Source organism: Polynucleobacter sp. MWH-UH19D, from assembly GCF_040409795.1.
In the GTDB taxonomy this organism is placed as follows: domain Bacteria; phylum Pseudomonadota; class Gammaproteobacteria; order Burkholderiales; family Burkholderiaceae; genus Polynucleobacter.
This window is the reverse complement of record NZ_CP099571.1, coordinates 921,868-947,426: the sequence shown is the minus strand read 5'-3', so window position 1 is coordinate 947,426 and position 25,559 is coordinate 921,868. Positions and strand designations below refer to the sequence as shown.

The window sequence follows — 25,559 nt, the reverse complement described above, 5'->3', positions numbered from 1 at the left end:
GTATGCATCAAAAACAAATAGCTAATACGATTAAAAAATATGCAGCAACAGGCCTATTTTGCCTGTTCTTTACATTTAACTCTTGGGCACATGCCAGCCCAACTATCCTAGTCTTAGGAGATAGCCTTTCAGCCGAATATGGCTTGCCCCGTGGAAGTGGCTGGGTTGGCCTACTAAATCAAGAAATACAAAAACAAGGAAGTGCTTGGGCTGTATTTAACGCTAGCATTAGCGGAGAAACTAGCTCTGGTGGTCTTACAAGACTCCCCACCCTCTTAAAGTCAAAAGAACCTAAGATTGTTTTTATAGAGCTTGGGGCAAATGACGCCTTACGTGGTTTAACAATTGAACAGACCAAAAATAATTTACAAAAAATGATTCGGCTATCTAAACAAGCTGGCGCAAAAGTACTACTCTTTGGCATGCAAATTCCCCCTAATTACGGCCAGCAATACACAAAGCAATTTAGGGAGCTATATCCAGCTTTAGCTTCCCAAGAGGACATACAGCTTCTTCCATTTTTTTTAGATGGTGTGGCACAGCATAAAGAATTATTTCAAGCAGACAACATTCACCCAAATGTTGCAGCCCAAGCAATACTCTTTAAAAACGTATGGGGCGCTATGGCCCCATATCAATCACTTGTTTTGCCTAAGAAATAAATCTAGGGTTTAGCTACCGGATCCGCTAGATGGAGGTTTCAGTGGATTGATAACCTTCACACTGGCAGCATCGCGCCAATAGGACATGAACCCAGCAAATTCAGACTGGGCAGCAAGTGCCTGTATTTGCTGTGCTTGAGCCTTGTGTACTTTGGCATCCACACTATTTGGTTGACGCACTTGGTCGACCCGATAGAGTGTTGCTCCCACTCCAGGATTGCTCACAGAAATGATGGCTGGGAATTTATCAGGGTTAATAGACATAACATCATCCAAGGCTAGACCGACTATATTGCTAGGCTTATTGCGAGATACCCATATCGGGGATGCAAACCCGGAAGTATTTTTGGGATCCTTCTCTAGAGACGCATATTTCTCAGCCGCAGCAGCTACCGCAAGTTTTTCAGCAGCTCGCTGACTAACTTGACGATTAACCTCATTGGCTACATCTTTAAATGGAAGAATTTGTGCTGGATGAAATTCCACCACACGAGCAGAAACGAAAACGCCAGGCGCGGTTTGCACGGCTTCAGTATTACGTTTATTTTTTAGAGCCTCATCACCAAAAAGAGCTTGAACTACCTTAGGATTAGCCAAAGGATGATCTCTCGATACATTTGCTGGGCCAGAACGCGTCATGCCTTTTTGATTCTGAATAGATAGCTTTAGCTTATCAGCGGCTGGCTTCAGGCTATCAGATTGATCATAAGTCATGTTTGCGAATTGATCCGCCTTTTCACTAAAAGCCTTAGCGTCCTCTTTTGGATCGGCCTTAAGAACGATGTATTCCACATCAAGGTACTCTGGGCTCTCAAATAATTTGCTATTGGCACTATAAAAAGCCTGAAGCTCTTCTTGAGTTGGATTTACCTTACTTAAAAAGTCCTTTGCATTAAAGGATAGTGATTGGACTTGACGCTCGGTTTCATAAAGCGTAGAAATAATTTCGGATAACTTTGGAGTGCCAATCTCAGTACGAGCAACCGAGTTAACCAATTGGTTAATCTTTAAATCAAAAGCCTGACCGGCGTAGAACTGCTCTTCATTTAAGCCATTGCTGGCCAATAGTTGTTTAAAACGAACATCATCAAAACTGCCATCCTGACGATATAAAGCACGAATTTGTGGAATGCTCTGCAAACTTTTAATCAAAGCTTCTTTGCCAACCTGCAATCGTAGATTTTGCACAGCAAATCCAAGAATGCGTTGTTGCAGTAACTCATTTAATATGGCTTCACGAAATTGCAAGCTTTGCGCGATTTGCAAATTGCCGCCAACTCTTTCTGCTTGGCGTTTAGCTGCGTTGTCTACTTCTTGAGCAGTAATTGGCTTACCGCTTACTTTTACCAAGTCCGTTTCCTTATCCATAAAGCTGGAATAGCTGGAAATCCCAAACATTACAAAGGATGGCACGATGAATAGCATCAAAACCAATTGAAGTATTTTTTGATGCTTACGAACGGTATCAAACATGAATAATTTCGCTAGTAAAGTTAAGCAATAAGTCTTGCAACTGTAAGAGTTTACTAGGCTATGGGGAATCAGTGAAGAAAGCCGATTGAGGCCTTTCTGCAATTTTTTGGTGGGCGCTGAGAGGCTCGAACTCCCGACATTCTGCGTGTAAGGCAGACGCTCTACCAACTGAGCTAAGCGCCCCAAAAATATTACAGATGAGATTGTAACCTATGCGCAAGCCATATGATTAAAACCCGCTAAATCTAGCATCTCCAATAGTTAGATTTAGCGGTTAAGCCTTCTCATTAATGCTTAGTGCTTTAGCACCTTGCTTGATGCGGCAGCCTCAGAGGCTTTGCTTGCTTCCGCCGCCTTTTTAGCGAGCTCTTCAGGTGTAGGCTCAGGTAGCGCCTCTGGCATGCGCTCCAAAGCCAGCTCCAGCACTTTATCGATCCAGCGCACAGGGACAATCTCAATCGCATTCTTGACGTTATCAGGAATATCAATCAAATCTTTAACGTTTTCTTCTGGGATCAAGGCTAATTTAATACCGCCACGATGCGCTGCCAATAACTTTTCCTTCAAACCGCCAATCGGCAATACCTCACCACGCAATGTGATCTCCCCAGTCATTGCAACGTCAGAACGAATTGGAATTCCTGTAAAAACAGAAACCAAAGCAGTCGTAATTGCAATACCAGCCGACGGACCATCTTTAGGAGTTGCTCCATCCGGAAAGTGAATGTGAATATCCTTTTTCTCAAATGATTCGTCTTCGATGCCCAAACGTCTAGCTCTTGAACGCACAACAGTTCGAGCCGCCTCAACAGACTCTTTCATGACATCACCAATTGAACCCGTTCTAGTGATAACACCTTTACCAGGCATCACGGCAGCTTCAATTGTTAATAGGTCACCGCCCACCTCAGTCCAAGCAAGGCCAGTAACTTGACCAACCTGATTTTCTTTTCCAGCCAAACCAAAATCAAACATTCGTACGGATAAGAATTTTTCGAGGTTATCAGCATTTACCACGACTGGCGCAGCCTCTCTCTTCAACAGTAGCAACTTCACTACCTTACGGCAGATCTTGCTAATTTCCCTTTCAAGGGATCGAACACCAGCTTCACGCGTGTAATAGCGAATGATGTTACGTACTGCGCTGTCTTCAATTTTCAATTCATCCTTCTTCAAACCATTGTTTTTGATTTGCTTAGGAATCAAATAATTAACTGCAATGCTTGTTTTTTCATCCTCTGTGTAACCTGCTAGACGAATAATCTCTAGTCGATCGAGTAAGGGACCTGGAATATTTAAAGAATTCGAGGTAGCCACAAACATCACATCAGACAAATCAAAATCTACTTCTACATAGTGATCTTGAAAAGTGTGGTTCTGCTCTGGATCCAAGACTTCGAGCAAGGCACTTGCAGGATCCCCTCGGAAATCCATACCCATCTTATCCACTTCATCCAATAGGAATAATGGATTGCGAACGCCAACCTTAGTCAAGCTAGTTAAAATTTTTCCAGGCATTGATCCGATATAAGTTCGGCGATGACCTCGAATCTCAGATTCGTCACGTACACCACCCAATGCCATACGCACAAACTTACGATTAGTTGCTCGTGCAATAGATTGCCCCAAGGAGGTCTTACCAACACCAGGAGGCCCCACTAGACAAAGAATTGGCGCCTTGACTCGGTCAACACGTTGTTGAACGGCGAGATATTCCAAGATACGTTCTTTAACCTTATCCAGGCCATAATGATCTTCATCCAATACTTTTTCAGCATTTGAGAGATCGTTATTGATCTTGGTCTTTTTCTTCCAAGGCAGATTAACAAGCGTATCAATAAAGTTACGAATGACGGTGGCTTCAGCCGACATCGGTGACATCAGCTTGAGCTTCTTCAACTCAGACTCAGCTTTTTTAAGTGCTTCCTTGGGCATACGCGCAGCCTTGATGCGCTTCTCTAGCTCTTCAAGATCAGCGCCCTCTTCACCCTCGCCAAGCTCTTTTTGAATTGCTTTGACTTGCTCGTTCAAATAGTACTCACGTTGACTCTTTTCCATCTGACGCTTCACGCGTCCACGAATGCGTTTCTCAACCTGAAGAATATCGATCTCACTCTCAAGATCAGCCAATAGACTTTCAAGACGTTGAACCACATCAGTCATCTCAAGTAAGCGTTGCTTTTGCTCAAGCTTGACTGGTAAATGCGCACAAATAGTGTCTGCTAGACGACTTGGGTCATCTATGCCACCTAAAGAAGATAGGATTTCTTGAGGAACCTTTTTATTCAGTTTCACGTATTGATCGAACTGCGCCATGATGGCGCGACGCAGCGCTTCGGTTTCGTGAGCGTCAATTGCATTAATTGCCGTAGGTGTAGCTTCACAATTGAAATAACCAAGGCTATCTTCAATTTGACTCACTTCAGCACGTTGCACACCCTCAACAAGAACTTTTACCGTTCCATCAGGAAGCTTTAACATCTGCAAAATGTTTGCAATACAACCCACTTCATAGAGGTCTTCAATTCCAGGCTCATCCTTGGCGGCTGTTTTTTGCGCCACTAGCAGGACATTTTTTCCCGTTTCCATCGCTGCCTCTAGGGCTTTGATCGATTTTGGGCGTCCAACAAAGAGTGGAATCACCATATGAGGAAACACCACAACATCCCTTAAGGGAAGAAGTGGCAATTGAATCGGTTCAGAGGGTAGTAATAAGTGGCCAGGCATAAAGGCAATTCCTCCAAGTAATTAATCCTCAAGAATCATTTTTAGTAGTTTTTAGGTTTGCAAACCACTAAATAGAGACTTTATTTATAAATAGGATACTACCTATATGGGTAGCACTTAGGGAAATTCAAGTAGGAAAAGTGCAAAAAGTGAGCAAAAATGCCCGAAAAACAGCAAAAACCCTATGAATTTAGGCTTTTTTGCTCAAATCTGCTTGGTCTGGATCCTGTTTATAGACTAAGAGGGGCTTACCACCCTCTGCTATAGAAGATTCATCAATTACCACCTTTTGAACGTTCTTCAAGGAAGGCAAGTCATACATCACATCCATCAAAGAGCCCTCGAGTATCGAGCGCAGGCCACGAGCCCCTGTTTTGCGTGCAATAGCCTTCTTGGCAATTGCAGAGAGAGCCTCACGACGAACCTCAAGCTCTGAACCTTCCATGGTGAGGAGGGCTTGATACTGCTTAACCAAGGCATTTTTAGGTTCAATCAAAATTGCAATCAAGGCAGCCTCATCCAGCTGAGCAAGAGTAGCCACCACTGGTAAACGACCAATGAGCTCAGGAATTAAGCCAAACTTAATCAAATCCTCCGGCTCGACTTCAAGTAATAGATCGCTAACGCCGCGATCATCTTTGCCAGGAACAGTTGCATTAAAACCAATACCTGTTTTGGCAGTGCGTTGCTGAATGACTTTTTCAAGTCCATCAAATGCACCACCGCATATGAAAAGAATGTTCGTGGTGTCAACTTGTAGAAAATCTTGATTGGGATGTTTACGACCGCCCTGTGGCGGTACTGATGCCATCGTACCTTCAACTAACTTAAGCAATGCTTGCTGAACACCCTCACCTGATACATCACGGGTGATTGATGGGTTGTCAGATTTACGTGAAATCTTATCAATCTCATCAATGTAGACAATGCCACGTTGAGCTTTCTCAACGTTGTAGTCACAAGCTTGTAGTAACTTTTGAATAATGTTTTCTACGTCCTCGCCAACATAACCTGCTTCGGTTAAGGTGGTGGCATCAGCCATTACAAATGGCACATCCAACATACGAGCCAATGTTTGGGCTAGCAAAGTCTTACCGGAGCCCGTAGGTCCGATTAGCAAAATATTGCTTTTTGCTAATTCAACACCGTCAACAATCGCTTTTGCAGGGGCTTTAGACTCTTTTTTATCTGTTGACTCTACAACCTTGCCGTCTTTATCCAACTTTTCTTTTTTTGGCTTTGGCAAATGCTGTAGGCGTTTGTAATGGTTATATACAGCAACGGCTAAGGTCTTTTTTGCCTGATCCTGACCAATGACGTATTGGTCTAAATTCTCGCGAATTTGATGTGGCGTAGGTAATGAATTATCGCCCTCTTCCTTGGGAAGCTTGGAGATCTCTTCTTGAATGATGTCAGTACAAAGATCAATACATTCATCACAAATAAAAACAGAGGGGCCAGCAATTAACTTTTTGACCTCATGCTGGCTCTTGCCGCAGAAAGAGCAATACAAAACTTTATCGCCAGAGTTTGTAGTTGTATCGGTCAATGTCTTTACCTGAAGAGTATTTAGTAAAAAAGTCTTAAGGACGCTTTTCGATAACCGTATCGATCAAGCCATACTCGCGGGCTTGTTCCGCAGACATAAAGTTATCACGATCTGTATCTTTAGCAATCGTTTCAATGGATTGACCAGTGCGATCAGCCAAAATCTTATTCAAACGTTCACGCAAATACAGAATCTCACGAGCTTGAATTTCGATATCTGAAGCTTGACCGCGAGCACCACCGAGAGGCTGATGAATCATTACGCGAGAATTGGGTAAGGCAAAACGTTTACCTTTTTCACCTGCGCAAAGCAAAAATGCACCCATGCTAGCAGCCATGCCCATACACAAAGTACTAACGTGTGGCTTGATAAATTGCATGGTGTCATAAATTGCCAGGCCAGCAGATACAGAACCGCCTGGAGAATTAATATACAAAGAGATATCCTTGTCCGGATTTTCACTCTCCAGGAACAATAACTGCGCAATCACAAGATTGGCGGTTTGATCATTAACTTCACCAACCAAGAATACGACACGCTCACGCAGAAGACGTGAGTAAATGTCATAAGCTCGCTCACCTCGACCAGAGGTCTCAATCACCATCGGAACCAAGCCCAAACCTTTTGGCTCTAGATTTTCAGCTTGCAAATGGCTCTGATTCATTTAAGACCCCTTATCAATAATTGAATTAGTTTAGCTTGCTTAACTCTTCAAAGCTAATTGCTTTTTCATTTACCTTAGCTAGAGATGTGAAATGCTTAATAACGTTATCTTCTAGCACCAAGTTTTCAATATCTTTTAAGCGACCTGGGTTGCTGTAGAACCAGCGGACCACTTCCTTTGGATCTTCATAGGTTGCAGCTTGCTCATCAATTTCAGCCTTAATTTGATCGGCTGTAGCAGCTAATTTATTTAGCTTCACTAAATCACCCAAGATTAATCCTAGGCGAACACGTTTTAGCGCTTGCTCAGCAAAAATCTCCGGAGGAATTGGAGCATCTTTTGCATTTGGGACGCCACGTTGAATAAGATCTTGACGGGCGCCTTCAACCAAACGATCTTGCTCAGAAGAAACCAATGACTTTGGCACGTCTAATTCACATAGTTCGTTTAACTTATCCATCACTTCATTTTTTAACAAAGAAGTGATGCGGCGTTTGACTTCACGATCAAGATTTTGTTTTACTTCTTCGCGCATCTTAGCAACACCACCTTCGGTAACGCCTAATGAAAGTGCAAATGCATCGTCAACTGCTGGTAAATGTGCCCAGTTAACAGATTTGACGGTAATCGTGAACTCGGCTGTTTTGCCCGCAACATCTTTGCCGTGATAGTCGGCAGGGAAGCTGAGTGGGAATGACTTACTCTCTCCGGCCTTTAAGCCCAAAGTAGCCGCCTCAAATTCAGGGAGCATGCGCCCTTCGCCTAATACATATTCAAAATTTTCCGCCTTACCGCCAGCAAACTCGACGCCATCAATTTTGCCAACAAAATCAATTACAACTTGGTCGCGATTCTGTGCGGTAGTATTTGCGCCACCATCGCCATGAGGTCCAGCCTCGCCACGCGGATGATAATGAACTTGCTGTTTGCGCAATACATCAAGTGCGCGGTCAATCTCAGCATCGCCAATTTCTGTTGTGTACTTTGTGACTTCGGCTTTGCTGAAGTCACCAATCTTTACCTCAGGTAATACCTCGAAATAAGCATCGAACACAATCGTGTCTGCATCTAATTCGCTTTTCGGTTCAAGACGTGGCTGGCCAGCAAGAGCAATGCCCTCATTTTTGCTGTGCTCAAAAAAGAGTTCAGATGCCTTATCAAATTGCAACTCAAAATCGACTTGCATGCCGTACTGCTTTTCCACCATGTTCTTAGGAACTTTTCCTGGACGAAAGCCCGCCATTTTCATGGTCTTACCTACTTTTGCCAGACGCGCTTCGCGTGCTTTTGCTAAATCAGCACGAGCAAACTCTAAAGTCATCTTGCGGTCTAAAGAACCTAAATTTTCTATCTGCACAGCCATTCTCGTCTCTTAATTGAAGATCAGGAAATATGAAGTCCAAGCCAAGTAGTAATCTTGTGGTGCGAGGAGGGGGACTCGAACCCCCACACCATTTCTGGCGTCAGGACCTAAACCTGGTGCGTCTACCAATTTCGCCATCCTCGCGAATTCCGCAAACACTGCCAAGCTCAAACTTCACTCTAAAGACCACAATTCTACAATGTTTAGGTTTTTAAAGGCTGTTTTAGGCCTTAAAGAGCAAAGCAACTGCATGAACTGCTATGCCCTCACCCCGCCCTAAATGACCTAGGGATTCATTGGTTTTAGCCTTTAGGTTGATATGACTGGGGGTAACAGCTAAATCAGCGGCAATATTTCGAACCATTTCAGGCAAATATCCAGCCAATTTAGGTTTCTGACAAATGATGGTGGCATCCACGTTACCCACCTGGAAGCCAACTGCCTGGACCTTTTGCAAAGCTGCTCTTAGGAGAATTCGGCTATCCATATCCTTAAATTGAGGGTCATTGTCTGGAAACATTTGACCAATGTCGTTAAGACCCGCTGCACCCAACAAAGCGTCCGTCAAGGCATGCAACAAAACATCTGCATCAGAATGGCCAAGTAAACCCTTTTCATAAGGAATATGAACGCCACCCAAAATGAACTTACGATCGGAGACCAAGGCATGAATGTCATAGCCCTGGCCAATTCGGAATTGGGGAATGTGAATATTTGATTGAGTCATATGAATTAGCTTAGCCCAATAAGAGTTGCATGAGTTCCCAATCTGCAGGATGAGTCACTTTAAGGTTTCGAGTTGCGCCCTCAACCAATAAGGGCTTCTCTCCAGCCAATTCCATAGCACTTGCCTCATCCGTAACATCAAACTCCTGACGAATGGCCTCCTCTAATGCAGCGTGAAGTTTTTTCAAGCCAAACATCTGCGGAGTTTGAGCCTGCCAAAGATGATCGCGTGGAATGGTTTTCATTGAGTGAGGCGGATTTCCAGCAATCGTCGAATTCAAATCAGCCTGCTTGAGTGTGTCAGCTAAAGGCATAGCTAGTAGACCACCCGAACTGGAACCATGAACAGTTCGAATCAATTTTTCTATTAGTGCTGAAGTGATGCCTGGCCTAGCAGCGTCATGTACCAGTACCCAATCTTCCTCGCCTACGCCCGCAGTCATTAAAGCTGCCAAGGTATTTCGTACAGTTTCTTGTCTAGTGGGTCCGCCAGTTGGTAGAAAGTGAATAGGTTTACCCAAATTGGAAAAGTCTTTCAAGATGGGATGATCAATAAAACTTGATGAAACGCCAACCCAAATAGATTCAATCTGAGGCACTTGAGCAAAAGCACTTAATGCATATGCCAGCATTGGCTTGCCGGCCAACTGCTGAAATTGCTTAGGCAACTCCCCGCCTAATCGAGAGCCAGTACCCGCAGTTGGCAATACCGCATGACAGCGATTAATGGGGTTAGGCGGTTGGTTTGCGAGGCTCATACCTGATTCTATAATGAGCTCAGATGTCTGATGCATTAAATCTAGCACCCCCCGTACCCGCTCCGCGGGCTGGGCAGCGCTTTACCTTTTCAGGGCTCGTAGGCTCTGCTGATGCCGCTCTGATTGCCCATTCAGCGATACGCTATCGAAATGATTACTCTGTCATGGTCGTTTTTTGTGCCCAAGCACAAGAGGCGCAAAGGCTGGTCGAAGAAATTCCCGAATTCGCCCCGCAACTTAAAGTCCGCCTTTTACCAGACTGGGAAATTCTTCCTTACGATCATTTTTCACCCCATCAAGATCTAATATCCGAACGTCTAGCCACCTTATATGAACTTCTCAATGGAAGCTGTGACATAGTCTTGGTGCCTGTAAGCACAGCTCTACAACGATTAGGCCCACCTCAGTTTCTCTCTGGGCATACGTTCTTTTTTAGACAAAAGGACAAACTCAATGAAGCCGCATTAAAACTCCAGCTGCAGCAAGCTGGTTACGACCCAGTTAGCGCAGTGATGCGTCCTGGTGAATACAGTATTCGCGGCGGATTAATTGATTTATTTCCAATGGGCTCTAGTCTTCCATACAGACTAGATTTGTTTGATGATGAAATCGAACAAATTCGGGCATTCGATCCAGATACACAACGTAGCCTCTACCCCGTTAAAGAAGTCCGCATTCTTCCTGGACATGAATTTCCCTTTGATGATGAAGCGCGCACCGCTTTTAGAGGTCGATGGAGAGAAGTATTTGAAGGCGATCCTAGCCGATGCGCAATATACAAGGATGCAAATCTTGGGATTCCTAGTGCTGGTATTGAATCCTATTTGCCCCTTTTCTTCGCTGAACAATCCACTCTCTTTGACTACTTCCCAAGATCCGGTGACCCCGTATGGCTTGTGAATATTGGCGATCTTGAACAATCAATACGTAGCTTTTGGAAAGACACTCAATCACGGTATGACTTTCTAAAGCACGACCTTGATCGACCGATTCTTCAGCCTAATCAATTATTTTTAGATGTTGATGAATTCTTTTCCAATGCAAAGCCCTATGCGCGCTTGGTATTGGAAAGTGATTTAGATAGCAAAAATGATTCTAAAAGTTTTCATGCTGCACCAGATGTTGCCGTGCATCGACGTGACCATGACCCGATTTCCCGTTTACGCAATATCGTCTCCCAAAAGAGACTTCGAGTTTTAATTTGCAGCGATAGTGCTGGGCGTAAGGAATCGATTCGACAACTATTAGATGAGAGCAATGGTGTTGCGGGACAGGATGGCACACCACTATATCCACTGCAGCCTGAAAATTTTGATGGCATTGCTGACTTTGTTAAGAGTGATTCTCTCTTTGGCCTAGTAACTGCCCCTCTTTTCAATGGTTTTCTATGGACTTCAGAGAATTTATTAGTTTTAACTGAAGCCGAGCTCTTTACTTCCACCGCAAGACAGAGGCGCAAGGGTAAAGCCGGGGAGAATGCCGATCCAGATATGCTCTTCAAGGACTTATCTGAGCTCAAAATTGGAGATCCAGTTGTTCATTCTGAGCATGGCATAGGACGATACCAAGGATTGGTCTTACTAAATCTTGCAAGCTCCAAAGAAGCTCCAATATTTGAGGAGTTTTTACATCTGCAATATGCGGGTGATGCAACTTTGTATGTTCCGGTTCAACAACTGCAAATGGTAACTCGCTATGCGGGATCGGACCCCGATTCTGCGCCGTTACATCAACTGGGTTCTGGGCAATGGGATAAAGCAAAGCGCAAGGCTGCACAACAAATTCGCGATACCGCTGCAGAGCTACTTGGGCTTTATGCAGCGCGAGCAATCCGCAAGGGTCATGCATTTGAATTTTCTGCACACGACTATGCAGCTTTTGCAGAAAGTTTTGGCTTTGAGGAAACCCCAGACCAAGCCAATGCTATAGCTGCGGTGATAGGTGACATGACAAGTGGTACACCCATGGATCGCCTAGTGTGTGGTGATGTCGGATTCGGTAAGACTGAAGTTGCATTACGTGCCAGTTTCGTAGCGGTGATGGGTGGCAAGCAGGTAGCTATTCTTGCTCCCACCACTTTGCTTGCCGAACAGCATGTCACAACCTGGAAAGACCGCTTTGCAGACTGGCCCGTCAAAATTGTTGAACTGTCTCGCTTTAAAACCGCTAAAGAAATTAACGCTGCATTAGAAGCCATTGCTAAAGGGGAAGCAGATATCATTATTGGCACCCACAAATTGCTCTCCAAAGAAACGCAATTTGCCAATCTAGGATTAGTAATCGTCGATGAAGAGCATCGGTTTGGAGTAAGGCAAAAGGACGCATTAAAAGCATTACGTGCCGAAGTTGATATTCTCACTCTAACCGCTACCCCCATTCCAAGAACTCTGGGCATGGCAATGGAAGGTCTACGCGAATTTTCTATCATTGCCACAGCTCCACAAAAGCGACTTGCCATTAAGACCTTTGTGCGGCGAGAAGGTGACGGCGTTATACGCGAGGCAGTACTGCGTGAAATTAAACGTGGCGGCCAAGTTTATTTTTTGCATAACGAAGTTGAGACAATTGAAAATCGTAAACACGCTTTGCAAGAACTCATTCCAGAGGCTCGAATTAGCGTGGCTCATGGGCAAATGCATGAACGCGAATTAGAAGCTGTCATGCGTGAATTTGTTACGCAACGCACCAATATATTGTTATGCACGACAATTATTGAAACTGGCATTGATGTGCCTACTGCCAACACCATCATCATGCATCGTGCCGATAAATTTGGTTTGGCACAGCTTCATCAATTACGTGGCCGTGTTGGACGATCCCATCACCAGGCCTACGCATACTTGCTGGTCCCAGATCCTGAGGCCTTAAGCAAACAGGCCCAATTACGCTTAAATGCGATTCAAGCAATGGAAGAATTGGGCTCTGGCTTCTATTTGGCCATGCATGATCTAGAAATTCGGGGGGCTGGTGAAGTGCTGGGCGATAAACAGTCGGGAGAAATTCATGAAATTGGATTTCAGCTTTATACAGAAATGCTTAATCGTGCGGTCAAATCATTAAGAAGCGGCAAAGAGCCTGATTTGCTTTCGCCTCTGCAAGCCACAACTGATGTTAATTTAGGTGTGCCAGCTCTACTTCCCGAGGACTACTGTCCCGATGTACATGAACGACTCTCTTTGTATAAGCGTTTTGCTAATTGCAATGATTTTTCTGATTTAATGGGATTGCGTGAGGAACTTGTTGACCGCTTTGGAGATTTACCTGACCAAGCTAAATCTTTTTATGAGACCCATCGCTTAAGACTAGAAATGCAAGGATTTGGCATTAAGAAAATTGATGCTAGTCCGCTCACCATTCAGATTCAATTCATCCCCAACCCACCAATTGACTCAATGAAAATCATTCAGCTGATTCAGTCGTCCAAACACATCCAATTAAATGGTCAGGATAAGCTGAAGGTTACCCCTCAGAAAGAGCGTGATTTTGAGAAACTTGAACAGCGCCTTGAGGCAATACGACAAGTTCTTCGGCGTTTAAATGATTCAGCCGTATTAAGCGCAGCCAAAGTGAGCTAGCAAGTTTCCTTCTCATCTATTATTGAGTCATGGCAGAACACCAAATCCTAGTCGCAATTTCTCGCAATCCTATTCCCGAAAAGCTCGCCTTCCAATTAAAGGATCGAGCCAGTGGATTTGGTGCCGCCCTTCATACACTTGGCGGACAAATTACGAATGGCACCTATCACTCTCAACGCTGGACTTGTAGCCTTCATTTAGATGTGAGACAGCGCGAAGAGTTACGTTTAATTTGCTCTCAAGACAAAACTGATCTTTGCTTTTTAGATGCCAATTTGATACCCGGGAATATTCAAGTTTTGGCAATGGATATGGATTCCACACTCATTAATATTGAGTGCATAGATGAAATTGCGGACTTCACTGGCAAGAAAGCAGCAGTTGCAGAAATTACCGAAGCTACGATGCGAGGCGAGATCAAAGACTTCAAAGAAAGTCTGAGAAGGCGTGTTGCACTACTAGAGGGAATTCATGCAGATGCGCTTGAAGCCGTCTATCGCGAGCGCTTAAGACCCAATCCTGGCGCAGTTGAATTGCTTGCTGGCGCTCAGCAACGTGGCCTTTATACACTTCTTGTATCTGGCGGCTTTACCTTCTTCACAGAAAAACTGCGTGAAAGACTTGGATTTAAACAAACCCAAGCCAATACTCTAGAAATTATTGACGGAAAACTTACCGGTAGAGTTCTGGGCGACATTGTTGATGGCCTTGCGAAGTCTGCTCACCTTGATGATGCCTGCCAAAAATTAGGCTGCACTAGATCAAACGCCATCACAATGGGCGATGGTGCAAATGATCTCATCATGATGAATGGCTCTGGCATCAGTGTTGCCTATCAAGCCAAGCCAGTAGTTAAAGAAAAAGCCGACGCGGCTTTTGACCACGTCGGCTTGGATGCTGCTCTTCTGTTGATCAGCTAATTAAATAGCTATCTCATTACATGCGCTCAAAAATAGTTGCAATACCCTGACCGCCACCAATACACATTGTTACCAAAGCGTATTTACCTTGAACGCGTTGCAGTTCATGTATTGCCTTAGTAGCAATTGCAGCGCCAGAGCAACCAATTGGGTGACCTAAAGCGATCGCCCCACCATTAACGTTAGTCTTAGCAGGATCTAATCCGAGCCCTTTGGTAACTGCTAAGGCTTGCGCAGCAAATGCTTCATTAGACTCAATCACATCCATTTGATCGAGCTTCAAACCAGCGCGCTCGAGCGCAAGCTTAGTAGCAGGAATTGGGCCTTCGCCCATGATGTGGTTTGGAACGCCAGCTACTGCATAAGAAACTAAGCGTGCGATTGGCTTGTGACCCGCCTTCTTAGCGGTCTCAGCGTCGGCCAGCACAAAGAAAGCTGCGCCATCATTAATGCCTGATGCATTACCAGCAGTAACAGAACCGCCCTCTTTCTTAAACACGGCTTTCATTTTGCCCAGTGTTTCCATTGTGGTATCAGGTTTGCAATGCTCATCCGTATCAAATACGACATCCCCCTTGCGAGTTTTAATCGTAATAGGAACGATCTGAGACTTAAAGCGACCCTCTTTAATAGCGTTTGCAGCACGGCGATGAGATTCCACCGCCAAAGCATCCTGCTCTTCACGGGTCAATTTCCATTTCTCAACTAGATTCTCTGCAGTAACGCCCATATGACCAACACCAAATGGGTCTGTCAAAACAGCCACCATCAAATCAAGCATCTTTGTGTCACCCATACGAGCACCGCTACGCATCGCTGGAGAACCATACATACCGCGAGACATGACTTCTACACCACCACCAACACCATAATCACAATCACCCAACATAATCTGTTGAGCGGTTGTCACAATCGCTTGCAAGCCTGAGCTACACAAACGATTCAAGGCCATTGCAACGGATTCCATTGGCAAGCCGGCTTGGATGGCAGCTACACGAGCTACATAGGCATAGCGACTATCTGTTGGAATAGTGTTGCCAACAGTCACATAATTAATTTTTGTGGGGTCTACACCGGAGCGGGCTACCGCTTCTTTCATGACAATTCCACCAAGCTCGGAAGGCTCAAAACCACTCAAAGAACCATTAAAGCTGCCAATTGCGGAACGAACTGCACTTAAGACAACGACATCACGACTCATAAAAATCCCCTTACGGTGAAAAAGCCCTTTCATTGGGCCAAATTTGTACTAAAACAGCCAAAACAATAGTTTTATTCCATTCGTCAAGTTTCGGCTATTAGGTCATGCCCTTGGGAGCTAATCACCGTAGCACGAATGATTTCACCAGCTCGATAGCGCTTTGAGGGCTTACTAGCAGGCAAAACCCTCACTAAACCATCAATTTCAGGGGCATCTCCTATGCTGCGACCTATACCGCCTGATTCATCCACTCGATCTATTAATACCTGGATACGCTTACCGACCTTTTTGGACAGGCGTTGAATGGATATTTGCTCAGCTTTAGCCATGAATCGAGCTCTTCGCTCTTCCCGAATAGCGTCTGGAACTGGGTTTTCCAGTTGATTAGCCAAGGCACCATCGACTGGAGAATAAGCAAAACACCCTGCCCGATCGATTTGCGCTTCATCTAAGAAATCAAGCAAATACTGAAACTCTTCATCTGTTTCACCAGGAAAGCCTGTAATAAAGGTGCTGCGTATGACTAAATCAGGACAAGCTTTACGCCATGACAAAATTCGCTCAAGATTCTTCTCGCCACTTGCAGGTCGCTTCATGCGCTTTAGAACATCAGGATGCGCATGTTGCAACGGAATATCCAAATACGGCAATACACCATATCCATGTCCTGAAAATTGCGCCATCAAGGGCAAAACATCATCCACATGAGGATATGGGTAGACATAATGCAACCTCACCCATGCCTGATGTTCACGTGCGATTTGGTTTAACGCATCAACTAGATCAAACATCCTAGTTTTAACTGGTTTGCCATCCCAAAAACCCGTGCGGTATTGAATATCTACGCCATAAGCACTGGTATCTTGCGATACAACCAGCAACTCCTTGACGCCAGATTCAAATAAGCGCTTTGCCTCTAGAAGAACCTCACCAATTGGGCGAGATACCAAGTCACCACGCAAATTGGGAATAATACAAAAGGTACAACGATGGTTGCATCCTTCAGAAATTTTGAGGTAAGCGTAGTGCTTGGGGGTGAGCTTAACTCCTGCCGGAGGAACTAAGTCTGTAAATGGATCATGCGGCTTAGGCAAGTGCAAATGAATTGCTTGCATCACTTCATCGGTAGCATGCGGTCCGGTGACTGCTAAAACCTTAGGATGAATACTCTGTATCAGGTCGGTACCATCCGCATTCTTCCTGGCACCAAGACAACCCGTGACAATTACTTTGCCGTTTTCTGCCAAAGCCTCGCCAATTGCAGAGAGGCTCTCCTCGACCGCAGAGTCAATAAAGCCACATGTATTTACTACCACGAGATCTGCGCCAGAGTAGTCTTTAGCGGTTTGATAGCCTTCTGCGCTTAATTGCGTCAGAATCAGTTCGGAATCAACTAATGCCTTGGGGCAACCCAAGGATACAAAACCAATTTTTCCAGCCACAACTATTCTTTTTCGGTTTTATTAGGCTGTTGTGCGAATGGAAAGCTGCCAAACATATTATGAGAGCCCTGCATTTGCTCTTGCATTTTGACAAACAAATCCTTGCTCTGCTCCATGTAACTACCCATAAGATTTTGCATCAATGGATTTTGCAAGTTCAGCATCTGCGCCCAAGCCTCTGGCGTACTACCTGCGCCAAGACACTTGGTCTGGTCACCTAACTTATTGTGAATATCCACAAAAGATTGCATGGTCTTTTCTAGATAATTTCCCATCAGACCCTGCATAGAATTGCCATAAAAGCGGATGATTTGCGAAAGCATTTGAGTGGAGAAAACAGGCGCACCGCCAGCCTCTTCTTCCAAAATAATTTGCAACAAGATATTGCGAGTTAAATCTTCATCAGTTTTGGCGTCTACAACTTTAAAACTCTCATTAGTCATCACCAAACCCTTAATGTCGGTTAAGGTGACATAAGTACTGGTCTGGGTGTCATAAAGACGACGATTGGGGTATTTCTTGATTAGCCGATCATCACCAGCTTTTTTGGAACGGGTAGCCATTATTTTCCTTACTGATTACTGCAACGCAACATCGGCATAGTTTAGCCTTAGTTTGAGCAAAAGGTAAACAAGCCGGGTTGCGCCCCTTCAATACTGCTATTTTGGATAAATTAGCCTGTATGGATTCCACCGTTTAGAGAGAAGTCAGCTCCAGTTGCATAGCCACCATCATCTGATGCGATCCAGCAGCAAATAGAAGCAATTTCCTCTGGTGTACCCAAACGCTTCACAGGAATTCCAGCAACGATCTTCTCCAATACATCCTCACGAATCGCTTTCACCATATCAGTACCAATGTAGCCAGGAGAAACCGTATTCACAGTCACGCCTTTAGTTGCTACCTCTTGCGCTAAGGCCATAGTGAAGCCATGTAAACCTGCTTTAGCAGTGGAATAGTTACATTGACCAAATTGGCCTTTTTGACCATTTACCGATGAAATATTGATAATACGGCCCCAATTGTTATCAACCATGCCATCAATGACTTGCTTGGTAACGTTGAATAAAGAATTGAGGTTGGTATCAATTACTGCCTTCCATGCATCTGGAGTCATCTTACGGAATACGCTATCACGAGTAATACCGGCGTTATTCACCAATACATCGACACGACCCACTTCCGCTTTTACTTTATCGAAAGCTGCTACCGTACTATCCCAATCAGAGACATTGCCTTCAGAGGCAATGAAATCAAAACCAAGAGCTTTCTGCTCAGCAAGCCACCGATCTTTACGTGGAGAATTTGGTCCGCATCCTGCGATAACCTTAAAACCATCTTTTGCCAAACGTTGGCAAATAGCGGTACCAATACCACCCATACCACCAGTTACATATGCGACTTTTTGAGACATCACTTTCCCCCTGTAAAAAACTTTCGTTAAATTTGTATATGTATTGCTCGTCTAAGAAATTTTTTCTTTGACGTAAACGCCAGGTGCAGCTTCTTTTTTCTTATGCTTTTCATTGCCAAATTTTTTGCTTGCAGGTTTGCGCTCACCAGCATATTGTTCAAGCCATTTGGTGTAATTTGGCCACCAACTTCCAGGAATCTGTTTTGCTTTCTCAAACCACTCTTGGGCTGTTGGAGCAATTGAGTTGTTCTCAAAGTAAAAACGCTTGTTCTTTGCAGGTGGATTAATCACTCCAGCAATGTGCCCTGATGCACCCAAGACGAAGCGGTTTTTACCTTTAAGAATATGCGTAGATTCATAAGCTGATTGCCAGGGCACAATGTGATCTTCCTGCGAGGCATATAAATATGCGGGGCATTTAATTTTGCCTAGATCGATTTTTTCACCGCAGATAGTGACCTTGCCTGGCTTAACCAAATCATTTTGCAAATAGGTATGGCGTAGATACCAGCAATACATATTGCCTGGTAGGTTTGTAGAGTCACCATTCCAATAGAGCAAGTCAAATGGTGGGGGCGAATTTCCTTTGAGGTAATTCTCTACAACATAGTTCCACACTAAATCATTGGGGCGCAGGAATGAAAAGGTATTGCCTAAATCCAAGCCTGACATCATGCCGTAATTGCCAGCTTTACCACCAATGGTGTTTTCACGTAATTCGACCATAGCCTCATCGATGAAGACATCCAAAATACCCGTGTTGGTGAAATCAAGCAATGTCGTAAACAAAGTTAAGCTTGCTGCGGGGTGTTGATTCTTAGCAGCTAAAACAGCCAAAGCAGAAGTGGTTAATGTTCCGCCAACGCAGAAACCCAGAATATTAATCTGCTTGGATTCACTAATTTCTTGAACAACCTCGATCGCTTTGATAACACCCTTGCCTACATAGTCGTCCCAACTCACTTCGGCCATCGAAGCATCAGGGTTCTTCCATGACACCAAGAAAACGGTATGTCCCTGTGCAACCATATGACGAACCACAGAATTGTCTGGTTGTAAGTCTAGGATGTAGTACTTATTGATACATGGTGGAACCATTAAATAAGGACGTTCAAATACTGTTTCGGTTAATGGGCTGTATTGAATTAGCTCAAATAGTTCATTTCGAAATACAACATAGCCTTCTGTAGTGGCAATATTTTTGCCAACCTCAAAAGCACTTTCATCCGTTATTGATACCTTTCCTTTTTTCATATCGCCAAGCAAATTGACGATACCTTTTTGAATAGATTGGCCTTGTGTACTAATAATGCTCTCAAGCACTTCAGGATTGGTGGCAATGAAATTCGATGGCGATAAAGCGTCAATCATTTGCTCAGTTGTGAATAAGATTTTTTGACGAGTTTTCTCATCTGTATCTACTGCATTAGCCAGAGACATTAAATGCTTTGAATTCAGTAGATAGGTAGCGGCAATCACCTTGCTCCAAGATGAATGCCACGCTTTACCAGCAAAGCGACGATCCTTAACTTCAATTGCTTCAGGGTTGGTGGCAATGTGTGCTAACTCTGCAAAATATTCCTTTTGAATTTCTGCCAAGCGATCTTGGGGAATTAATGCCATATGGTGCGGTGCCAAAGATGGCGTCGCACCTGTATTCATGCTTGAAAACATAATCTTCTCTTCTATTAACTATGAACATTCTCCACTTGTAAATGCAATAGAGTTATACGCAATAACCCTAGAAGAAGGATTAATCTGCCAGTTGCTCGTAATTACTAGTAATTACCCTCATTGGCGTGAAGGCGACAAAGGACGACTTACTGATGAGATCATTTGATCCAAATCAAACTTGCGAATCTACCAGTGACACCATCGCGACGATAGGAAAAAAATTTCTCCGCTTGCTTCACAGTGCAATAATCTCCGCCGTAAATGCGTTGCAGACCAATGGATTTGAGGCGGCTACGAGCCAATGCATATAAATTCGCTAAATATTTACCAGGGTTATTTGGAATTTCCACAAATGAATCTGCTGGAAACGGCACCCCTGAATCCCGAAAAGCATCAAGGACATCTAGTCCCACTTCAAAAGCCTGCGGTCCAATAGCGGGTCCCAGCCAAGCCAATATATCTTTAGCAGAATTTGTCCCAGCCAATACCTGCATTTCTTTTACGGTACTTTCTATTACACCATTACACAATCCACGCCATCCTGCATGAGCGGCCCCAATTACATCGCCCGCATCGTTAGCAAACAATATAGGTAAGCAGTCGGCAGTCATAATTGCCAGCACTTCATTTGACTGGTTGGTCACAATCGCATCAGCCTCATTTAGCCGAAAACTTGGGGTGCTCACCTTTGTTCCGTGGACTTGCGTTAACCAAAGAGCTTCATTGGGCAAATATTGATTCAGTAATTCTCGATTCGCTAACACGCACTTTGGGTCATCGCCAACATGGTCGCCCAAATTCAGGGAATGATATGGGTCCTGACTAAAACCGCCCTCTCTGCAGGTAATCATTGCTTTGATCTGAGAGGGCGCAGGCCACTCAGGACTTAAAAACTGAATCTCTGGTGTTGGTCGTTTCATTCAGCACTATGTCCTTGATGAATGGCTGCCAATACTGCCTGCTCTTGTGGCAAATCCTCATTAGACATACCCAGTTCGGGAAGTAGATCCAATAAATCGACAGGAGGACTCCTATACCAACTCACAAGTTCTTGGGTAACCGGATGTTGCAAGCTCAGCACAAAAGCATGTAGAGCCTGTCTTGGCAAAGTCAAAGATTGCGCCACGCTAGGGCTCTTCTTGCGATAAACAGGGTCACCCAGCAAAGGGAATCCCAAGGATTCAAGATGTACACGAATTTGATGTGTGCGCCCTGTTTCAAGACGACATTCCACCAAAGAAACCGGATGGTTTTGAAATTTGCCTTTTGTAAGCCTGCGATATGCGGTTGCTGCCGGCTTCCCCTGGAGGCTTCCTGCTGACATCTTTAAGCGATCACGCTGATCTCGTCCTACTGAAGCTAGAACTTTTCCTTGGGCAGGAGTATCACCCCAAACCCATGCTAAATATCGACGACCTACTGTTCGATCTTGTAGTTGTCGCACAAGAGATGTCTGTGCCTGCGAAGTTCTCGCCACTACCATCAATCCAGAAGTATCCTTGTCTAAACGATGAACAATACCTGCTCGTGGCAATACATTTAATTCAGGGTACTTAAACAGCAACCCATTTAATAATGTCCCCGACCAATTACCTGCTGCTGGATGCACCACTAATCCAGGTGGCTTATTAATCACAATCAAAGAATCGTCTTCATAAACCACATCCAAGGGAATGTCTTGTGGACTAAAGGCGTGTTGCTCAGGCATTTCCTGTGGGAATACCTTGATGCTCTCGCCACCACGTAATATATAGCGGGCTTTGGTAACTTTGCCATCGACCATGACAGCGCCAGCCTCAACCCAGGTTTTGAGACGATTTCGGGAATAATCGGGCAAAGACATCGCCAACGCCTTATCTAGGCGTTCGCCTGCCATCTCTAATGGAATTTCCAGGGAGATGAAATCCTCATCATCGATATAATCAATGGGATTCGAATCAGGAGTTTGCGGCAATGCCACGCTTAAAGAGCCTTTCAGTTATGTCCGGAGCAATATCAGACGCCAGTTTAAGGCTTGCTGGATCCTTTTCATCGCAAATAGTAAGCGCTCGAATCAATCTCAGTTCTATTGCACTGCTTATTTTAATTGTTTGCAGTCCATTCATTCTCGGAGGTTGTGCTGGTAGTGATGGCCAAAAGGACGATACAGATATCTGGTCAGAGTCCAAGCTGTATTCAGAAGCAACAGATAAGCTCAATGATGGCGACTTTGCTAAATGCGGCAAATACTTTGACAAACTCGAAGCACGCTTTCCGTTTGGGCCCTATTCTCAACAAGCACAAATTAACGCAGCCTACTGCTATTGGAAAGCTCAAGAGCAAACCCAGGCTTTGGTTGCGATTGATCGCTTTATCAAATTACACCAAGGCAGTCCAACCCTTGACTATGCCTATTACCTTAAAGGCTTAATTACTTTTAATGATGACTTAGGCTGGTTGGGGAAATTTACTGGACAAGATTTAAGCGAGCGTGACCCTAAGGCTGCAAAAGAAGCTTTTGAATCTTTTAAAACCGTGGTCGAACGATTCCCCAATAGTAAATATGCTCCCGACTCTTTAGATCGCATGCGTTACATCGTGAACTCACTTGCCGAAGCAGATGTGATTGTGGCTCGCTTTTACTATCAACGAGGGGCTTATCTAGCAGCTGCAAATAGAGCTCAGTTAGTGATTAAAGATTACGATCGCGCTCCCGCAGTGGAGGAAGCCCTTTATATATTGATTAAGTCCTATGAAAAATTGGGCTTAACCCAGTTAAGTAACGACTCATTGCGAGTATTCAAATTGAACTTCCCAGACAGTCAAATGCTGGAAACAGGTCAACGAGCTCAAAAAGAACGCCGCTGGTGGCAGATCTGGAATAAATAAATGCTGCTTGCAGTGTGAATTGTTAACGCAGGCAGTTTATTTACTTAGATAATTGCTACCGGCACCCTCGGGGCTACAGCGCATAGCAGCTCGTAACCGATTGTGTCACTCATTCTTGCCACTTCATCTACGGGCACTTTACTGCCCCATAATTCAACAACACTTCCAATCTTGGCATTGGGAGCATTGCGCAGATCAATCGTTAACATATCCATAGAGACGCGTCCAACAAGTGGGCAACTCACGCCGTCGCTAGACTGAGCTGAACTACTAACCCAAACTGGCGTTCCATCTTTTGCATGGCGCGGATAACCATCGGCATAGCCACAGGCAATAATTCCTATACGCATATCCTCAGGTGCAGTAAATCGTCCACCATAACCAACTCGATCTCCAGCCCGAAGATCTTGAATATCAATAATCTCACTACGAAGTTGCATAACAGGCTTTAAGTGAGCATGCTCAATATCTGTATACAAACCGGTTGGGGATGCACCATACAACATAATCCCAGGGCGGACCCAGTCCCCGAGCGCATTCCGATGCCAAAGAATTGCAGCCGAATTTGCTAAGGAGGTTGAACCCTCTAGACCTTGCGTGGTTTGATTAAATATTTCCAGCTGACTACCCACAGTCGGGTCTTGATTGACTTGATCAGCGTTGGCGAAATGCGTCATGTGATGCATGCGATAACCAGCGGCATGCAGTCGATGAAATACCGTTCTGTAATTTTCTGGTTTAAATCCCAGGCGATTCATACCAGTATTCATCTTCAAAAAGACATTAATAGGCTTATGGACTTTATCGGCATAACGCTCCAACCAATCTACCTGCGCATCGCAGTGAGCCACTAAATCACAATGTAGCTCTTGAGCAAGATCTAATTCATTCTCATGAAAAAGACCCTCTAGTAGCAAAATGCGGCCTTGCCAGCCACGTTCCCTGAGCCACACAGCATCTTGAATATCTAAAAGCGCAAAGCCATCCGTCGCCCCAAGCCCATTGAGTACCGCCTCAAAAGAGTGACCATAGGCACGAGCCTTAATCACCGCCCAAATCTTAGACTCTGGAGCTAGCTGGCGGACACGGCTTAAATTATGCGCAAAGGCCTGGGTGTCAATTGATGCCAAAATTGGTCTATTAATCAAGCCATTAGCTGATGAGCCCATATCCACCCTCCTTTCATGTTTTAATTGTATTAATGACTAGATTGTACGAATGAACCGTAGTTTTTACATCATTATGGCGGCGCAATTTTTTTCGTCGCTAGCTGATAACGCCCTGCTCATTGCAGCAATTGCCCTTCTGGCCCAGCTTAGTGCTCCGGCCTGGATGACTCCTTTACTTAAATTATTCTTCGTCTTGTCTTACGTCTTGCTTGCAGCCTTTGTTGGCGCCTTTGCAGACTCCCGCCCAAAGGGCAATGTGATGTTCATAACCAATACGATCAAATTTGTTGGTTGCGTTGCCATGCTTTTTGGCGGACACCCACTGCTCTCTTACGCAGTAGTTGGCCTAGGAGCCGCCGCCTACTCTCCTGCCAAATATGGAATTCTGACTGAGCTCCTGCCGCCAGAAAAATTGGTTGCAGCAAACGGCTGGATAGAGGGATTAACTGTTGGATCAATTATTTTAGGCACCGTATTAGGTGGCATCTTGATCAGCAGCACGGTTTCGCAAAGCTTACTTGCCTTAGATATGCCAAGTATGGAAACAGGTATCGACACCCCTGCTGAATCGGCCATCCTCATCATCATGATGATTTATGTCATTGCGGCATTGATTAACCTGAAAATTCCAGATACTGGGGCCCGCTATGTCTCCCAAAAAACAAACCCAATAGATCTGATCAAAGATTTTTCCATCTGCTTTAAAACGCTTTGGAATGATCGACTTGGACAAATTTCACTTGCTGTAACAACCCTATTTTGGGGTGCTGGTGCAACGCTTCAGTTCATTGTTATTAAATGGGCTCAAGTTGCCCTGCATATGAATCTCTCGCAAGGTGCAATTTTGCAGGCAATCTCTGCTGTCGGTGTTGCGGGCGGCGCTGTATGGGCCGCTTGGCGAGTACCGCTCCGCAATTCACTGAATGTATTGCCTTATGGCATTGTGATGGGTTTAGTTGTTTGTGTCATGGCAATCTACAACTCTGACTTATTACCAAACACCACCCTATTCACTATTGGTAAATTACAGATCACACTAAACTTGTTGCCCGCCTACGCATTGCTGATTCTGGTTGGATGGCTTGCAGGTTACTTTGTTGTTCCGATGAATGCTCTATTACAGCATCGCGGCCACGTTTTGATGTCGGCAGGTCACTCCATCGCCGTGCAAAACTTCAATGAAAATATTTCTGTACTAGCAATGCTGGCTATGTACTCTTTATTGATCTGGCTGGACATACCAGTGCAAGCTGTCATTATTGGTTTCGGTCTTGCCGTGAGTGGAATCATGTGGCTAGTCATCAAACGTCATGAGCGCAATCAAGCAGAATATGACTCGATGCATTTAATTGGCGAGCATAAGCACTAGCTGAA

At 44.6% G+C, this 25,559-nt stretch carries 20 protein-coding genes and 2 tRNA genes; 5 read left to right on the top strand and 17 right to left on the bottom strand.

Annotation, left to right across the window (positions count from 1 at the left end):
* Window positions 1-2 precede the first annotated feature (2 nt).
* On the top strand, window positions 3-662 hold the full coding sequence (locus NHB34_RS04815) for an arylesterase (RefSeq protein WP_353428487.1): 660 nt from the start codon (window positions 3-5) through the stop codon (window positions 660-662).
* A gap of 9 nt (window positions 663-671) precedes the next feature.
* Here the strand turns inward: NHB34_RS04815 and NHB34_RS04810 are convergent, their stop codons facing one another.
* The 9 genes from NHB34_RS04810 to ispD form a co-directional block, all read right to left on the bottom strand.
* A complete protein-coding gene (locus NHB34_RS04810; protein ID WP_353428486.1) occupies window positions 672-2,135 on the bottom strand; it encodes a peptidylprolyl isomerase in 1,464 nt (487 codons plus the stop codon).
* 107 nt (window positions 2,136-2,242) lie between these two features.
* Window positions 2,243-2,318, bottom strand: a tRNA-Val gene (locus tag NHB34_RS04805).
* A gap of 111 nt (window positions 2,319-2,429) precedes the next feature.
* The gene (gene lon / locus NHB34_RS04800; RefSeq protein WP_353428485.1) at window positions 2,430-4,862 is read right to left on the bottom strand and encodes an endopeptidase La; all 2,433 of its coding nucleotides are present in this window, start codon (window positions 4,860-4,862) and stop codon (window positions 2,430-2,432) included.
* A 190-nt stretch (window positions 4,863-5,052) separates the two neighbouring features.
* Entirely contained in the window at window positions 5,053-6,411 is a 1,359-nt protein-coding gene (gene clpX / locus NHB34_RS04795) for an ATP-dependent Clp protease ATP-binding subunit ClpX (RefSeq protein ID WP_353428483.1), read from the bottom strand.
* Window positions 6,412-6,445: 34 nt separating this feature from the next.
* Entirely contained in the window at window positions 6,446-7,075 is a 630-nt protein-coding gene (gene clpP / locus NHB34_RS04790; RefSeq protein ID WP_353428482.1) for an ATP-dependent Clp endopeptidase proteolytic subunit ClpP, read from the bottom strand.
* A gap of 25 nt (window positions 7,076-7,100) precedes the next feature.
* The gene (gene tig / locus NHB34_RS04785) at window positions 7,101-8,438 is read right to left on the bottom strand and encodes a trigger factor (RefSeq protein WP_353428481.1); all 1,338 of its coding nucleotides are present in this window, start codon (window positions 8,436-8,438) and stop codon (window positions 7,101-7,103) included.
* 57 nt (window positions 8,439-8,495) lie between these two features.
* A tRNA-Leu gene (locus tag NHB34_RS04780) sits at window positions 8,496-8,582 on the bottom strand.
* 79 nt (window positions 8,583-8,661) lie between these two features.
* On the bottom strand, window positions 8,662-9,165 hold the full coding sequence (gene ispF, locus NHB34_RS04775; protein WP_353428480.1) for a 2-C-methyl-D-erythritol 2,4-cyclodiphosphate synthase: 504 nt from the start codon (window positions 9,163-9,165) through the stop codon (window positions 8,662-8,664).
* A 10-nt stretch (window positions 9,166-9,175) separates the two neighbouring features.
* Window positions 9,176-9,922 carry a 2-C-methyl-D-erythritol 4-phosphate cytidylyltransferase gene (gene ispD / locus NHB34_RS04770; RefSeq protein ID WP_353428479.1) on the bottom strand — a complete coding sequence of 249 codons (747 nt, stop codon included), beginning with the start codon at window positions 9,920-9,922 and terminating at the stop codon, window positions 9,176-9,178.
* A gap of 23 nt (window positions 9,923-9,945) precedes the next feature.
* Between ispD and mfd the strand changes: the two genes are divergently transcribed.
* Both mfd and serB read left to right on the top strand, forming a co-directional pair.
* Complete coding sequence (gene mfd / locus NHB34_RS04765) at window positions 9,946-13,497, top strand: transcription-repair coupling factor (RefSeq protein WP_353428478.1); 3,552 nt, start codon at window positions 9,946-9,948, stop codon at window positions 13,495-13,497.
* Window positions 13,498-13,526: 29 nt separating this feature from the next.
* Window positions 13,527-14,417 carry a phosphoserine phosphatase SerB gene (gene serB, locus NHB34_RS04760; RefSeq protein WP_353428477.1) on the top strand — a complete coding sequence of 297 codons (891 nt, stop codon included), beginning with the start codon at window positions 13,527-13,529 and terminating at the stop codon, window positions 14,415-14,417.
* 16 nt (window positions 14,418-14,433) lie between these two features.
* Here serB and NHB34_RS04755 read toward each other — a convergent pair whose 3' ends face one another.
* The 7 genes from NHB34_RS04755 to NHB34_RS04725 form a co-directional block, all read right to left on the bottom strand.
* Window positions 14,434-15,618 carry an acetyl-CoA C-acyltransferase family protein gene (locus NHB34_RS04755; RefSeq protein ID WP_353428476.1) on the bottom strand — a complete coding sequence of 395 codons (1,185 nt, stop codon included), beginning with the start codon at window positions 15,616-15,618 and terminating at the stop codon, window positions 14,434-14,436.
* 83 nt (window positions 15,619-15,701) lie between these two features.
* Complete coding sequence (gene rimO / locus NHB34_RS04750) at window positions 15,702-17,060, bottom strand: 30S ribosomal protein S12 methylthiotransferase RimO (protein WP_353428475.1); 1,359 nt, start codon at window positions 17,058-17,060, stop codon at window positions 15,702-15,704.
* 2 nt (window positions 17,061-17,062) lie between these two features.
* Window positions 17,063-17,623, bottom strand: coding sequence for a polyhydroxyalkanoate synthesis repressor PhaR (gene phaR, locus NHB34_RS04745; RefSeq protein ID WP_353428474.1), 561 nt, complete (start codon window positions 17,621-17,623; stop codon window positions 17,063-17,065).
* 110 nt (window positions 17,624-17,733) lie between these two features.
* Window positions 17,734-18,474 carry a 3-ketoacyl-ACP reductase gene (locus NHB34_RS04740; protein ID WP_296967538.1) on the bottom strand — a complete coding sequence of 247 codons (741 nt, stop codon included), beginning with the start codon at window positions 18,472-18,474 and terminating at the stop codon, window positions 17,734-17,736.
* Window positions 18,475-18,525: 51 nt separating this feature from the next.
* The gene (gene phaC, locus NHB34_RS04735; protein ID WP_353428473.1) at window positions 18,526-20,148 is read right to left on the bottom strand and encodes a class I poly(R)-hydroxyalkanoic acid synthase; all 1,623 of its coding nucleotides are present in this window, start codon (window positions 20,146-20,148) and stop codon (window positions 18,526-18,528) included.
* 158 nt (window positions 20,149-20,306) lie between these two features.
* Window positions 20,307-21,068 carry a peptidoglycan editing factor PgeF gene (pgeF, locus tag NHB34_RS04730; protein WP_353428472.1) on the bottom strand — a complete coding sequence of 254 codons (762 nt, stop codon included), beginning with the start codon at window positions 21,066-21,068 and terminating at the stop codon, window positions 20,307-20,309.
* Window positions 21,065-22,108 (bottom strand): RluA family pseudouridine synthase, encoded by a 1,044-nt coding sequence (locus tag NHB34_RS04725; protein ID WP_353428471.1) that lies wholly within the window; start codon window positions 22,106-22,108, stop codon window positions 21,065-21,067. Before NHB34_RS04725 ends, pgeF begins: the two co-directional genes overlap by 4 nt.
* Before the next feature lie 20 nt (window positions 22,109-22,128).
* On the opposite strand from NHB34_RS04725, the gene NHB34_RS04720 reads away from it, so the two are divergent.
* Window positions 22,129-23,016 (top strand): outer membrane protein assembly factor BamD, encoded by an 888-nt coding sequence (locus tag NHB34_RS04720; RefSeq protein WP_353428543.1) that lies wholly within the window; start codon window positions 22,129-22,131, stop codon window positions 23,014-23,016.
* Between the two features lie 44 nt (window positions 23,017-23,060).
* On the opposite strand, the gene alr is transcribed toward NHB34_RS04720, so the two are convergent.
* The gene (gene alr, locus NHB34_RS04715; protein WP_353428542.1) at window positions 23,061-24,161 is read right to left on the bottom strand and encodes an alanine racemase; all 1,101 of its coding nucleotides are present in this window, start codon (window positions 24,159-24,161) and stop codon (window positions 23,061-23,063) included.
* Between the two features lie 73 nt (window positions 24,162-24,234).
* Here alr and lplT point away from each other — a divergent pair, with 73 nt between their 5' ends.
* Complete coding sequence (lplT, locus tag NHB34_RS04710; protein ID WP_353428470.1) at window positions 24,235-25,554, top strand: lysophospholipid transporter LplT; 1,320 nt, start codon at window positions 24,235-24,237, stop codon at window positions 25,552-25,554.
* The last annotated feature ends 5 nt before the right edge of the window (window positions 25,555-25,559 follow it).

Coding starts and splice junctions, on each gene's coding strand:
- NHB34_RS04810 (WP_353428486.1), bottom strand. CDS start 2,135: ATGTTTGATACCGTTCGTAAGCATCAAAAAATACTTCAATTGGTTTTG.
- lon (WP_353428485.1), bottom strand. CDS start 4,862: ATGCCTGGCCACTTATTACTACCCTCTGAACCGATTCAATTGCCACTT.
- clpP (WP_353428482.1), bottom strand. CDS start 7,075: ATGAATCAGAGCCATTTGCAAGCTGAAAATCTAGAGCCAAAAGGTTTG.
- tig (WP_353428481.1), bottom strand. CDS start 8,438: ATGGCTGTGCAGATAGAAAATTTAGGTTCTTTAGACCGCAAGATGACT.
- lplT (WP_353428470.1), top strand. CDS start 24,235: ATGAACCGTAGTTTTTACATCATTATGGCGGCGCAATTTTTTTCGTCG.
- NHB34_RS04815 (WP_353428487.1), top strand. CDS start 3: ATGCATCAAAAACAAATAGCTAATACGATTAAAAAATATGCAGCAACA.
- phaC (WP_353428473.1), bottom strand. CDS start 20,148: ATGTTTTCAAGCATGAATACAGGTGCGACGCCATCTTTGGCACCGCAC.
- ispD (WP_353428479.1), bottom strand. CDS start 9,922: ATGAGCCTCGCAAACCAACCGCCTAACCCCATTAATCGCTGTCATGCG.
- NHB34_RS04755 (WP_353428476.1), bottom strand. CDS start 15,618: ATGAGTCGTGATGTCGTTGTCTTAAGTGCAGTTCGTTCCGCAATTGGC.
- NHB34_RS04720 (WP_353428543.1), top strand. CDS start 22,129: ATGTCCGGAGCAATATCAGACGCCAGTTTAAGGCTTGCTGGATCCTTT.
- mfd (WP_353428478.1), top strand. CDS start 9,946: ATGTCTGATGCATTAAATCTAGCACCCCCCGTACCCGCTCCGCGGGCT.
- serB (WP_353428477.1), top strand. CDS start 13,527: ATGGCAGAACACCAAATCCTAGTCGCAATTTCTCGCAATCCTATTCCC.
- NHB34_RS04740 (WP_296967538.1), bottom strand. CDS start 18,474: ATGTCTCAAAAAGTCGCATATGTAACTGGTGGTATGGGTGGTATTGGT.
- phaR (WP_353428474.1), bottom strand. CDS start 17,623: ATGGCTACCCGTTCCAAAAAAGCTGGTGATGATCGGCTAATCAAGAAA.
- ispF (WP_353428480.1), bottom strand. CDS start 9,165: ATGACTCAATCAAATATTCACATTCCCCAATTCCGAATTGGCCAGGGC.
- pgeF (WP_353428472.1), bottom strand. CDS start 21,068: ATGAAACGACCAACACCAGAGATTCAGTTTTTAAGTCCTGAGTGGCCT.